At 64.9% G+C, this 12,042-nt stretch carries 16 protein-coding genes; 2 read left to right on the top strand and 14 right to left on the bottom strand.

All coding sequences use genetic code 11. From position 1 onward, the window contains the following. Positions 1-143: 143 nt before the first annotated feature. The 12 genes from GL284_RS05455 to GL284_RS05400 form a co-directional block, all read right to left on the bottom strand. Positions 144-788 (bottom strand): antitoxin of toxin-antitoxin stability system, encoded by a 645-nt coding sequence (locus GL284_RS05455; RefSeq protein WP_155043633.1) that lies wholly within the window; start codon positions 786-788, stop codon positions 144-146. Further along, positions 781-1,197, bottom strand: coding sequence for a hypothetical protein (locus GL284_RS05450; RefSeq protein ID WP_080620479.1), 417 nt, complete (start codon positions 1,195-1,197; stop codon positions 781-783). The genes GL284_RS05455 and GL284_RS05450 overlap by 8 nt, the downstream gene beginning before the upstream one ends. 60 nt (positions 1,198-1,257) lie before the next feature. Further along, a complete protein-coding gene (locus GL284_RS05445) occupies positions 1,258-1,815 on the bottom strand; it encodes a hypothetical protein (protein ID WP_080620478.1) in 558 nt (185 codons plus the stop codon). A gap of 98 nt (positions 1,816-1,913) precedes the next feature. Further along, positions 1,914-2,282 carry a thermonuclease family protein gene (locus GL284_RS05440; protein WP_080620477.1) on the bottom strand — a complete coding sequence of 123 codons (369 nt, stop codon included), beginning with the start codon at positions 2,280-2,282 and terminating at the stop codon, positions 1,914-1,916. A gap of 175 nt (positions 2,283-2,457) precedes the next feature. Beyond that, positions 2,458-2,622, bottom strand: coding sequence for a hypothetical protein (locus GL284_RS05435; protein WP_164871400.1), 165 nt, complete (start codon positions 2,620-2,622; stop codon positions 2,458-2,460). 427 nt (positions 2,623-3,049) lie between these two features. After that, the gene (locus GL284_RS05430) at positions 3,050-3,349 is read right to left on the bottom strand and encodes a hypothetical protein (RefSeq protein WP_080620475.1); all 300 of its coding nucleotides are present in this window, start codon (positions 3,347-3,349) and stop codon (positions 3,050-3,052) included. Beyond that, positions 3,346-3,675, bottom strand: coding sequence for a hypothetical protein (locus GL284_RS05425; protein WP_080620474.1), 330 nt, complete (start codon positions 3,673-3,675; stop codon positions 3,346-3,348). The genes GL284_RS05430 and GL284_RS05425 overlap by 4 nt, the downstream gene beginning before the upstream one ends. 94 nt (positions 3,676-3,769) lie before the next feature. Next, the gene (locus GL284_RS05420; RefSeq protein WP_155043632.1) at positions 3,770-5,923 is read right to left on the bottom strand and encodes a ParB/RepB/Spo0J family partition protein; all 2,154 of its coding nucleotides are present in this window, start codon (positions 5,921-5,923) and stop codon (positions 3,770-3,772) included. Positions 5,924-6,060: 137 nt separating this feature from the next. After that, positions 6,061-6,447: a hypothetical protein gene (locus GL284_RS05415; protein ID WP_080620473.1), complete on the bottom strand. Its 387-nt coding sequence runs from the start codon at positions 6,445-6,447 to the stop codon at positions 6,061-6,063. A 155-nt stretch (positions 6,448-6,602) separates the two neighbouring features. Continuing rightward, positions 6,603-7,553 (bottom strand): hypothetical protein, encoded by a 951-nt coding sequence (locus tag GL284_RS05410; protein ID WP_230382924.1) that lies wholly within the window; start codon positions 7,551-7,553, stop codon positions 6,603-6,605. Next, positions 7,550-8,503 (bottom strand): ArdC family protein, encoded by a 954-nt coding sequence (locus tag GL284_RS05405; RefSeq protein ID WP_080620472.1) that lies wholly within the window; start codon positions 8,501-8,503, stop codon positions 7,550-7,552. The genes GL284_RS05410 and GL284_RS05405 overlap by 4 nt, the downstream gene beginning before the upstream one ends. Positions 8,504-8,604: 101 nt before the next feature. After that, the gene (locus tag GL284_RS05400) at positions 8,605-9,072 is read right to left on the bottom strand and encodes a P-loop nucleotide/nucleoside kinase family protein (RefSeq protein ID WP_080622744.1); all 468 of its coding nucleotides are present in this window, start codon (positions 9,070-9,072) and stop codon (positions 8,605-8,607) included. Between the two features lie 279 nt (positions 9,073-9,351). Between GL284_RS05400 and GL284_RS05395 the strand changes: the two genes are divergently transcribed. Together GL284_RS05395 and GL284_RS05390 are read left to right on the top strand one after the other, a co-directional pair. After that, complete coding sequence (locus GL284_RS05395; protein ID WP_080622743.1) at positions 9,352-9,633, top strand: metal-sensing transcriptional repressor; 282 nt, start codon at positions 9,352-9,354, stop codon at positions 9,631-9,633. After that, entirely contained in the window at positions 9,633-10,946 is a 1,314-nt protein-coding gene (locus tag GL284_RS05390; protein ID WP_080620471.1) for an MFS transporter, read from the top strand. Before GL284_RS05395 ends, GL284_RS05390 begins: the two co-directional genes overlap by 1 nt. Positions 10,947-10,957: 11 nt before the next feature. Here the strand turns inward: GL284_RS05390 and GL284_RS05385 are convergent, their stop codons facing one another. Further along, positions 10,958-11,389, bottom strand: coding sequence for a DUF5615 family PIN-like protein (locus GL284_RS05385; RefSeq protein ID WP_155043631.1), 432 nt, complete (start codon positions 11,387-11,389; stop codon positions 10,958-10,960). After that, on the bottom strand, positions 11,386-12,036 hold the full coding sequence (locus tag GL284_RS05380; RefSeq protein WP_080620467.1) for a DUF433 domain-containing protein: 651 nt from the start codon (positions 12,034-12,036) through the stop codon (positions 11,386-11,388). The genes GL284_RS05385 and GL284_RS05380 overlap by 4 nt, the downstream gene beginning before the upstream one ends. Between the last annotated feature and the right edge of the window lie 6 nt (positions 12,037-12,042).

Below are 12,042 nucleotides of genomic sequence, written 5' to 3'. Positions count from 1 at the left end.
AGAGCGGAATAGGACCGAGCCGCACGGCGCTCTCTCTCGACCGCACCGGCTCAAATCCCTTCCGGTCGCTCTCTCCCTCTCAAGCCGTGGCGTAAGCAGGCATGAAACAAGCGCCCGGCCGAGAGGCGGAGCGCTTGTCGGGGTCAGCCAAAACGGCGTCCGGCTTTGGTGAAGGTATATTCGTTGGCGGTGATGGTCTCATCCACCGCCTCATCCGAGGAGAGGTAGTCGTATTCGCGCTCAAGCTGGCGGTAGAGCCAACGGGCCAGATCGCGCAGCGCCTCAATCACGATCTCCTCGGCATCGGCGGTCATGTCCTGATATGTCTGGCTGTCGCGTTCGACGGAAATCGCCATGCAATACTCATGGTAGTAGCGACCACGATGGCTGGCCTCGGCGCGAAGCTGGTAGAAATTGCGTCGCTGGATTGCCTGAAGGGCATCGGCGATACCGTGCAGGGCCGTATCCTGCGGTGCATGGGATCGAATCTCGGCCGAGGCGTTCTTCCCATAGGAGTAGAACCCTTCCCAACAAGCGCCATCGCCTTGTGACCAGAAGCCTGAGAAGAAGATGCGCGGCTCCCGCCGCGAGCCGCCGCCATACAGGCGCACGGTGCGGGTCTTGAAGCGGATGCCGAGGATTTCCGCGATCCGCTGGAAATCCTCATAGACCGCATCATACCAGTCGTAGTCGAACCCGCCTTCGCGATACCAGGCGCGGGCCTTGTCCTTCGCCGTGTCGGAAAGCTCGTCGAGCCGATAGACCGTGGTTTCGATGATCTCAGGCATAGGGATCACCTCCGTCCAGGACGATCTCCAGCCAGCTGCCGCTATAGATCCAGTCCACGGTCTCGCCGGTGGCGAGATCGAGGGCATGCGCGCCACCACCGAAGGCGTTGACCCTGGCTTGCGAGCAGGCGGTCGCATACTGGAAGCCCCAGAGGCCCGACAGGCCGAACGCGGCCGCGCAGCGTTTTACGAACTGGATCACATGCTCGGGATCGCCGGTCTCATCGTCGCGCATCCAGAGCTGGGTGCCGCCATGCTCAGGCTGGATCGACAGAATGAATCCTTCCGAGGGAGGGTCTTCGGCAGCGTTTTCCTCTGAAAGTGCGTTGTAGAGGTCGAGCGCGCGGGCGGCGTTTTCCGGGGTGCCTACGTCGAGCAGGCAGGAGAAATGGGTGAAATAGTTAGCCATGTCGGACTCCTGAAACGAGAAAGCCCGGCGCGCGGCCGGGCGAAGATGTGGAAGAAGGTGTCAGGCGGCCTGGGGCAGATGGAGAAGCTCCGCCGCGGTCTCGCGCCAGTAGGGATCGACCAGTCGGGCCTCGAGCAGGCTGGCGCGATAACGATGATCGCGGGCTGCGCTGTGATCGACCCGACCGGAGGCGGCGAAGGCCAGCCCGCGCAAGCGGCTGGCTTCGGTGATGATGCGGCGGGCCTCCACGTCGGAGACGACGGGCTGCTGCCAGAGGACGATTCCTGCCCGGATCTCGCCACCGAGAACCAGGCCGAGATCGCCGTCCTGAATGACGACGATACGCGGGTGAAAGCGCAGCGTGTCGTCCGCGCTGACACGAATGTCGCCGCGCGCGACGCGCTGGCTGGCAAGGATCATGGCTTCTTCGGCGGATGCGGATTGACCGATGACGACCGTGCGGTCGAATTCATCGGCCTCGTCGAGGCCCTCGTAACCGGCCGTGCCCATGCAGGAGAGGCGCAACGGCAGCTTTTGGGCGTAGCGCAGCCGGGGCAACACCTCGCGCGTGATGACGTCGCCGACCAGGGTAAAACCGGGGTGGTGGGAAAGGGTCATGGGGTTTGCTCCACGACGGGCGGCGGAAGCCTCTCTTCCACCTGCAACCCGTCACGGCCAACCGACCCACCCTCTCACTCTCCTGTTGTCGGGGTGGATCAGCACCACGGTTCGCGGCGTCCCGCCCAGGTTCGGGCCAGTCCCTCGCTGACGAGAATGTCTCCGACGTCTCGTCCCTCGACGCGGATCGCCGCCAGGGTCCGGCCATAGCGGTCGGTTCCCTGGTGCAGGATTTCGATCCGCTGGCCTTTCAGAAGCTCGGCCAGCCTGATCTTCGATTGCAGCGCGAGGTCGGTTTCATACGCGCATTGCCCCTCGATCTCGGGGGCGTCGATGTTGAAGATCCGGACGGCCTCAGATTGCCGCGTCGTGCCCAAGCGAATGGAATCGCCGTCCCAGACGCGGATTTCGGCCGGTTCGCATGACGCCGTGCAGAGCAGAATGGAAACGACAATATGGCTGAGCATGGCGAATGGCTTTCATCTTGATGGAGCGAAATCGGCGTGATCGCCGACGGTTCTTTCCGATGCGGGTCGAGATCGCAATGCCGTCCGGCACGCAAGCGGCAATCGGCGGCGATTGTCGGGAGAAGGCCCGACTGCGCTTGGGCACCGGGCCTTGGGAGTGAGGCGCTTTCGCGCCTCAGCTCCACGGATCGAGTTCCAGCTTCACCATCTCCTCGTCGCCGTCGAACTCGTCGGCCGGCATGGCGGAGTGGGTTCCATCTCCGGCCTGAAACACGACGATGGAAACCATCAGCGTGGTGGCGAGGCTGGCGGCGAAGGCGGTGGCATCTGCATAGGACATGGGTTCCGGCTCCTGTCTTGGGAGGCGGGGGACCATCCCCCGCGCGACAGGCGCCCGAAGTGTCCGACCGGATCTGCAATCACCCTCGCGCGTTCGGCTCGTCCGAATCCGCGAGGGCGGCACGCTCGCGTAAGCCGACCCCTCGTGGGTTGATTGACAAAGAGACGGTCGGACCAAGGTTCGCGAATGGAAGCGGGGGTGGTGCTTCGCCTCTGACAGGATGCCGGGAATCCCGTCATAGATGCCCCGCCGCGCCAGCCTCGTTGCCGGGCTGATCTTCAGGATGTGTTTCAGGCTGGAGATGGAATCCGCTGTCCCGCTGCGAGAAGCTGACGGCGCAATGGTGACGCTGGACCTCGATCCGTCGCTGGCTGCGCGGCGATACCCCGATGGCCCGGTCTGCGCCAGGCACAGGCGTAAGGGCTGCTCAGTCCCATAGCCCATCGGCGATCTCGCGGGCGATAATTGCCCGAGCCTCCATCATCACGTCGTCGCCGGACGTGTCGATATGACCGTAGAACCGTGTCCGGGCGCCGTGCGCGCTCCAGTCCGCATAGCGGCAATATTCGCACCTATCGAGCCGGAAGGCGCGCATGTCCTCGGCCCAATGAGGCTTCGGCTCCACGAAGACGGTGACGCCGCCGCGCGTTTCCTCCCACGGAAGCGATCGCTCCATGGGAGGGTTGCGGCGGTCGTCAGCGAAGATTTCATCAACCGTCATGATCATGCGCCACCACCATCGGCGCTTGGAACGGGGCTGTCCGGATCGGTGGAATCAGGAGGATCGCGTTTAATTTCACACGCCTTCGTCCAAAAGAACTCGTCGCGCTCCAACATGCGCTCGAAATACACGTCGCCGATCTGGTCGTCGGGCGGCAGATCGTCATCGAAGGCGTCAGTCCACCATTCTTTGGCGATCTCTGTGCGCCAGTGCATCGCCTCTTCGCTGTCGAGAAAAGCGCGCACATCGGTTCCATAGCGATGTTCATAAAGGGCGACATGAACAGTCTGAGGAATGGGCTGGCCGGGGTTGGGATGGTTGTCGGATGGCATGATCCTGTCTCCTGAAAAAAAAGGCCCGGCCGGGGCCGAGCCTATATGGGGTGGGGAGTAAGCGGGGCGACCGAGACCGCCCCGCTGGTGCGCGTCACTCGGCGGCGACCAAGGCCACCGGATCGTCGGCGGCATCGGCCGCGTTCTCATCGTCACCGGCGAGGAAATCGGGCAACGCCATGCCATTCTCGTCCTGATCGGCTGAGCCATCCACGGCCTGCGCGTCCACGGTGGGGCGCAGCGGCTCCGGCAGCCAGCCGGTATCGGCCAGAAGCCGCTCGGCCTCCTTCGCCATGTCGCCCTTCTTGAGATGCGCGATGAGATCGGCCGCGCGATCGCCGGCGCCTTCACGCACCGCTTCGAGGATGCGAGTCTTGGTCACGCGGCCGAGGTAGTTCTCGACCGTGGGTTTCCAGCCGGCTTCGACAAGATCGAGGCCGGTGGCCTGCGCCAGCCGTTCGGCCTCGGCCATGCGGCGGTCGAGACCGTGCTGCGAGATGCCATTCCCCGAATAGGGGTTCGGCCGCTCATAGAGCGCGTTGACGCCGAAGCTGACGCAATGGGCGAGCAGCGCCAGGCGGCTGGCATCGTCGAGGCCGTCGATCCAGCCCCAGAGCCTGTCGTCATCACCGGAGGGAATGTCGCCCCGCCAGGCGTCCGCGCGTTCGTCGATCATCTTCGCGGCGGCACTGTCCGCGAGCCCGGTCGCATCGGCCGGGAGATAGATGTGACGCACGGCGGCATAAAGGCTCGTTCCCGAGGTGGACGTGCGCTCGAAGGTATCGAGAACCAGCTTGTGCAGCAGGGCCGTCATGGCGACGTGCGGATTCTCGGCGAGCGCATTGCGCAGCGCCAGCGTCCGCCATGCGGTCAGGTCCGTCACCAGCCGCTCGGGCAGCGGTTTGACAGCATCGTCCTCTTCCTCGTCGGCGTCCGGGACCGGCTCGCCGCCGACAGTGATGACGGCGCGCTGCACGGCATCAGGGTCGGACGGGTCCGCGCCCTCTCCGGCATCCTCGCCATCGACCGTCTCGGGTTGCTCATCCTCGCGGCGGACGTAGCCGCTGCTGACGATCAACTCGCCCTCGCGGCCGATACTGACGATAACACCGGCACGGGCGATGTCTTCCGGCGCGAAGGTGACGGGCCGGTTCTCGAAGGCTTCCAGCTCGGCCTCGATCTCCCCGAGACGCTGATCGGCCTCATCGGGGAGGTCGTCGGCTTCGGCATACTTGGCTTCGAGTTCGTCATACTCGTCGCGCAGCGCCTCGCGCGTGGCGCGCTCCTCTTCGGTCAGTTCCTGGGTCACACCGGCCAGCTTGCGCAGGCCGTTGGTGTGGCCGTAGGGCAGCTCGACCGCCGCGTCGATCCACTTCCAGCCTTGACCGGCGATCTCGTCGGCAATGGCGCGCAGCTTCTCGTCGACCAGGCGGTCGAGGAGCGTGACGTCCTGCAACCAGCCGCCGTTTTCCTCGGAGAAGAGGTCGCGCAGCACCGGGCCGCCCGCTGTCTCATAGGCTTCGACGCCGATAAAGCGGGCGCGCTTATCGGCGGCCGGAACCGTGGTCTCGGTCAGCATATTGCGGATCTGCCAGGGCTCCTTCTGCCACGACGTGCTGATGCGCTCCCAGACCTGATGCTGGCGCTCGTGGTCGGGGTTGACGGTGAAGGCTTCCAGCATCGCCAGCGTCATCTCGTTGCGCGCATAGGCATCGTGTAGTGTCGGCGCGACGGTGGCGAGGCGCAGACGCTGCATGATGTAGCGCGGCGTGGTCCGCCAGGCGTCGGCGATCTCCTCCTTCGACATGCCCATGTCGAACATCCGCTTGAACGCCTTGAACTGGTCGAGCGGATGCAGGGCGAGGCGCAGCAGGTTCTCGGCCAGCGAGTCGTCGACGGCCGAGGTCTTGGCGTCGGCCTTCTTGACGATGCAAGGCACAAGCCCTTCGGCCGGGAAGCGACCGGCTTCCACAAGGCGCGCGATGGACCTGTAGCGGCGGCCGCCTGCGGGTGTCTCGAAATCGCCGGTCTCATTGCCGTCCTCGTCGAATACGGCGCGGACATTGAGACCTTGCACGAGATCTTCCCGCCGGTCGATGTCATGGGTCAGGTCGTCCAGGCCGGCCTCCACGTCGATCTCGCGGACGTTGCTATCCGACAGTCGGATGCGGTTGAACGGAATATCGCGCGCCCGCGAGAACTCGATCATCTGAAGGGCGGGCTTCTTTTTCTTGGCAGCTCGGGCCATGGTGGTCATCTCCGCGACGGGCGGTCGTGAGCCTCTCTCTCGACCTCCAACCCGTCACGAAGCGAAGCGCCGCCCTCTTACTCTAAGAGGGCAGCGCTGTCGCAAGGACACGGGCTATTCAGCTTTGGAACAGCTCGTCAGTCGGCCTCGGCAACATTCGCGTTCGGGTATTCCCGCCGGTCGAAGACCGTGGCGGGGCCATGATCAGCGTGTTGAAGGGCGCCCTCTATGAAGAAGTGCTGCGGATCGAACCCTTGGTAGAAGGCATCGACCGCGGCATCCTCATCCTCTGCTTCGACCTCCTGGACGAAGCAGACCCACATCGCCCGCCGCTGGCGGACGAAGTAGCGGTTCATGGCGGGGACGCACTCGAATACCTCGTTGATGTCGCCGTCCGTCGCGGCGGCTTCAAACTGCTCGACGGCATGATTCCGGTCCGCGGCCTTGCACAGCCAGAACTCGTTCTCGGCGCCATGGCAGATGAGGAAGGTTTTCAGGGGCGTGGGTGACTGAATAGCAGGCATCTGCGTTCTCCGTGGCGGGCCGCCGGGAGCCTCTCTCCCGGCACCCAACCCGCCACGACCCAAAGCGCCGCCCTCTGTCTCCAGAAGGGCGGCGCTGCGAGCCGGAAAATCGCAAAGCCGGAAATCCGGCTATGTGCATCGGCGAGTTTCAGCAGTCACACCCCGCACATGCCCTCGCATTCGTTCGGCCAGAGGTCGAGCTGGCCATGATCGGCGGCTGTCGAAAGATCGGCCAGATCGAGCGGGACGGCGGAACGGTGAAGATAGACCTCGCCGCGAATGCCCCGGAAGCCCGTGCGGATGGCGGCATCGACCGACACGGCATCGGTCCACCCTTCGGGATCGTGGTCACGCATATGCCGCCAATAGGCATTGGAATGGAACGGGCAGCCGATGCAGGCGCTCTTGGGCGGGAGAGGATAGCCATGCCGCTCCAGCCAGCGCAGGCAGTCCTGGCGGGTCATGCCCCGTTCGATCAGGGGCCAGCGGTTGACCTGCCAGTCCTCAAACGAGGGCTTCATGCGCAACGCCTCGTCGAGAGAAATCCCGATCCATTGCTCGGCGACTGGCGATCCGGGCGAGCGGCGCCCCGCAATGCCAAGGAGTTCGCGCACCTTCCGCCGGATTGGGGTGATCTTGTAGTCCTTGGTGCATTGGCGGCGGATCATGCCAATGCTGATCCGCTCACCTGCCAGGACGCGGGAACCGACAATGACGGGTTCGCCGTTCTCGTCTTCATCATAGACGGGTAGTTCAGTCCCAGCGGGCGCGACCGTGCGTGTGAAGGCGGGGATCGAGGCCCACCGCTCGCCGCGTGCGCCGGTGAGCAGATCGGCGCGGATATCCCCGGCCGAGACGATATGGATGGGGAATGGCAGGACATTCGGCGATCCCAGCCAGGCAAGATGCTCATAGACCGCGTTCGGCTCCCAGCCGGTGTCCGCGAAGATCGCGCAATCCGGCATCGGGCCGATCTCGCCATGGGCAGCCATGAGGGCGAGCGTGGTCGACTGGACGCCGGCGCCGAGGCTGAGGACACGCAGGCGGATCTCGGCCGCCTGCGCAGGATCGGGGATCGAGCCGGGAAAGGCGAGCGCGTTCATCATGCTGCCTCCCGCTCATCGTCGGCCGCACCGAGCCCGTCCGCATCTGGCAGGAAGGACAAAATCCAGTCGGCCGCTTTGCTCGCCTGCGAGGCAGCGCGGACGACGGCCCGGTTGTCCTCGCGCAGCACTTCGAGCCAGGAGGCGATGTAATCCGCATGGCGGACGGTCGGCACAATGCCGAGGGAGGCACAGCAGAAGGCGGCCGAGATTTCCGCCACCAGCTCCTCGAAAGCGTATTTCCTGGTGCCGAAGGAACCGGAAAAATCGCGGTTCAGCCGGGACGCATGGCCTGTCGCATGACCCAGCTCATGCAGGGCCGTCCGGTGCCAGTTGATCGGCTCGAAATAGGCTTGCGGCGGCGGAACGACCACATGGTCGAGGGCCGGGACGTAGTAGGCGCGGTCGCCGCCGATGCGGAAGTCGATGCCGGTCGCCTTGATGAGCGCCTCGACCCTCGGCTCGACCAGTCCGGATGGCGGAGGCGGCATGGCCACGGCAATGTCCTCGGGCAGGCCCTCGCACTGCGCGGTGTTGAACACCGTGAACCGCTTCAGGAACGGGATCTTCCCCGGTTCCTCGCCGGTCTCTCGCGCCCGCCGCTTCTCGTCCTCGGGCGTGAAGCGATCGGCATAGACGACGGTTGTGCCGCACTCGCCCTTGCGGACATTGCCGCCGAGCGAAAGCGCCTGGCGGAAGGTGAGCCAGCCCTGTCCGGGGAAGCCGTGCTGGACGACGGCGCCCCACAGGATGAGGATATTGATGCCGCTATAGGCGCGGCCGGTGCTGGCGTTCTGCGGCAGGCCGAGCGGGGCCTGGGCCGTGGCCTTGCCCCAGGGCTGGACCCAAGGAAAGCGCCCGGCCTCAAGCTCGGCGATGATCTTGTCGGTGATCTCGTCGTAAAGGTTCGCCCGATCCGCGCCGGAACGGGGGGTATGGTCGTATCTGGACATCGCGGTTCTCCGCGACGGGCGCCGGAGACCTCTTCTCCAGCCCTCAACCCGTCACGGCAAACCCCGTCTGCACTCTCACTCTAAAGCGGCGCTGCCGCCGATCACGGCGGCGCGGTGCCGTGCCCAACCGCAAGTTCGTCCGTGGTCGGCGGTTCGAACATCTTCGACCAAGCGAGAAGATCGTTCGGATCGACAGCCGCATCGGCAGGCGCATCGCGGTTGCGGGCGATGATCCGACGCTGCAACTCCTCGACGGGGACGTCGAGATAGTGAAGCCGGGTCTCGCAGCCGAGCGACTGCGCAACCGCCCGGTAGGAATCGCGCTCCTCTCTTGACCAGAAGCCGTTCTCCAGAATGACGTCGTTTCCGGCGGCCAGAAGGCGTTGGGCCAGACGCCATTGCAACTGCTCGACACGCGCGCGGCCGCCCTCGTCGTAGAGCTGGAATCCGAGCGTGGACATCCATTCATCGGGAGAGAGGCGAAGCCCCTTTCCCTGATTCTCAAGCTGCCGTGCCAATGTGGTCTTGCCCGAGCCGGGAAGCCCACAGATGAGATGAAGTATAGGCATTGGGACAGTGTATCGCGAGGCGAGCGCGTCCACCACATCACTGAGTCCGGCTGAGACCTACCCAGGGGGCGTTGCGGGGTCTCCCCGCAGAAGGGGGTGTGCCGGCAACGCAGTGCCGGCCAGGGGGAAGGCTTTCCCCCGCAAGAACCGACAACCGCAAAAGCGTAGAAGTGCAAGTAAGCAATACCTGACTTCACCTGCCGCTATAGCCAAACGAGCAACCTGCTTTCGACGTTCGACCATCTTGGCATATCCCCTACAGGGGGATAGGATATGACGATGACCAAGCCATCCCAAACTCACCAATCCCACCCGGAGATCGTCAAGCGGCTGAAGCGCGCCGATGGTCATCTTCGCGGCGTCATCGAGATGATCGAGGGCGGGCGGCCGTGCCTCGACATCGCCCAGCAGCTCCATGCCGTCGAGAAGGCTATCGCCCAGGCCAAGAAGACACTGATTCAGGATCACCTCGACCATTGCCTCGAAGAAGTGGTCGGGCCGCTCGGGCGTGATCGGCGGCAGTCGATCGACGAGTTCAAGGAAATAGCGAAGTATCTGTGATGTTGGCGATCCTCGAAAACCGGACCTATCGCCACCTCTTTCTGGCACAGGTCATCGCACTGGTGGGAACCGGCCTTGCGACGGTGGCGCTGGGCCTGCTGGCTTTCGAACTGGCGGGGGCGGAGGCCGGCGCGGTGCTGGGGACCGCGCTCGCCATCAAGATGATCGCCTATGTCGGTGTCGCGCCGGTCGCATCGGCATTCGCCGAGCGTGTGCCGCGGCGCGCCATGCTGGTGGCGCTCGATCTCGTCCGCGCCGCCGTTGCCGTTTTCCTGCCTTTCGTCACCGAGATTTGGCAGGTCTATGTTCTGATCTTCGTGCTGCAATCGGCCTCGGCCGCCTTCACGCCGACCTTCCAGGCGACGATCCCCGACATCCTGCCGGACGAGAAGGAATACACGCGCGCGCTGTCGCTCTCCCGGCTGGCCTACGATCTGGAAAGCGTCGTCAGTCCGATGCTGGCGGCGGCACTTCTCGCCTTCATCTCGTTCCATAGCCTATTCGCCGGCACGGTGATCGGCTTCCTCGTCTCGGCGGCTCTGGTGATCTCGGTCGTCCTGCCGAGTCCGAAACCGTCGAAACCTCGTGGTATCTACGACCGCACGACGCGCGGCATCCGCATCTATCTGGCGACGCCGCGCCTGCGCGGGCTGCTGGCGATCAACCTCGCAGTCGCCTCGGCGGGCGCGCTGGTGATCGTGAATACGGTCGTTTACGTGCAGGCTGTCTATGGCCTCGACAACCAGGCGATGGCCCTGGCCCTCGCGGCGTTCGGTGGCGGCTCGATGGTCGCGGCGCTTGCGCTGCCGAAGCTGCTGGACTCGATTCCAGATCGAACGGCGATGCTCGGTGGCGCATCGCTGCTGGCGGTGGGAACACTGGCGGCGGCGGCGCTGCCGGGCTACGGCTGGCTGTTGCCGCTGTGGTTCCTGCTCGGTGTCGGCTATTCCACGGCACAGACGCCATCCGGCCGGCTGCTCCGGCGCTCGGCCAATCCCGAAGACCGGCCGGCGCTGTTCGCCGCGCAGTTCGCGCTTTCCCATGCCTGCTGGCTGATCGCCTATCCGCTTGCCGGGTGGGCCGGCGCGACGCTCGGCCTGCCGATGACGGCGATCATTCTGGCCGCGCTGGCCGCTGTCGCGATCGGCATCGGCTTCGCCGTCTGGCCTGCCGACGATCCAGAGGTGCTTGAACACGGTCATGCCGATCTGTCGGCCGACCATCCGCATCTCGCAGAAGCTGGGCATGGTCGACGCCATGCCCATGCCTATGTGATCGACGACATGCACGCGGCTTGGCCGCGTGAGCGCTGATCGCGCTCCCGTCAGGTTCTCTGGTCCGGCTCCGAGGGGAGCGCATATCGGATAACACGCAGATGGTCATCGTCCTCCAGCGTGACTTCAAGCACCTGGTTCACAAGGTCTGGATCGGCGTCAAGTTCGAGCAGGGCTTGCTCGAACAACTCCAACTGGAGGGTTCGCGTCATACCCTCGGGGCCATTGAGGCAGACCAGGCCGGCATGCAGATCGACACGGGCATATTGCCCTTTCTCGCCGGGGCGCGAGGCTGCGCCCCGGAAATCGACGGAATTGCGGGTCACGAAGGTCCAGTCGTCCTCGATGATGAGGGGGATGAGATCCCAGTCCTTCGCGCCCGAGCGGCCCAGCCAGACGACATGGGACGATTCCCCATGCCCCCTCTGGTGAGCCAGCTCGGTCAGCTTCGGGCTGAGGCATTCGTCGATCAGGAACTTCATCCGGCTCGCCTGCGCGGCACGCGATGATCCGAGAGGATGCGCGCACCTTCGGGCAGTCTGGCGATGAGCGGCTTCGGCCGTCCGCGAAGGGGGTTGGCCTCCGCATAGAGCGCGGCCAATTCCAGCCTGTCCTCGGTCAGAGACGGATAATCCTCAAGGATCTCCTTGGCGGGGACGCCCGCCGCCAATGCGGCCGCGACGTCGTGAACCGGAACGCGCGTGCCGCTGATGACCGGGGTGCCGCCCATGATGTCATCGGAGATGGTGACCACCTCGCGCGCGGCGTCCAGCCGTTCCAGCCGTGCGACGGAACGCTCGAAGAAGGGCAGAAGGTCGATGGTCAGGAAGTCGTGGCGAACGGTCCAGTCGGCTTTCAGCATGGCCTCGGTGGCTGCGCGGTTCCAGCGCCGCAACCGTGGCTCGGCGGAGCGGATGGCGAACAGGCGTTCCTCCGAGGTCAGCCGTTTGGCGCTCTCGAAATAGAAGGCGATCAGGGTGCAGGCGGCCCCTAGCACGAAACGTCCGTTTTCGACCGAGACCAGCGTTTCGGGCAGGATGCGCTCGTCGATGACGCGATTGACATCGCGCAGGCTGACGCGGGCGACCACGGCCGCCTCCGTGGCCTTCAGCATTTCAGTCGCGGGCATGGACGC

This window comes from Paracoccus shanxieyensis (assembly GCF_009711265.1).
GTDB lineage: Bacteria > Pseudomonadota > Alphaproteobacteria > Rhodobacterales > Rhodobacteraceae > Paracoccus > Paracoccus shanxieyensis.
This window is presented reverse-complemented; position numbering and strand designations above follow the sequence as displayed.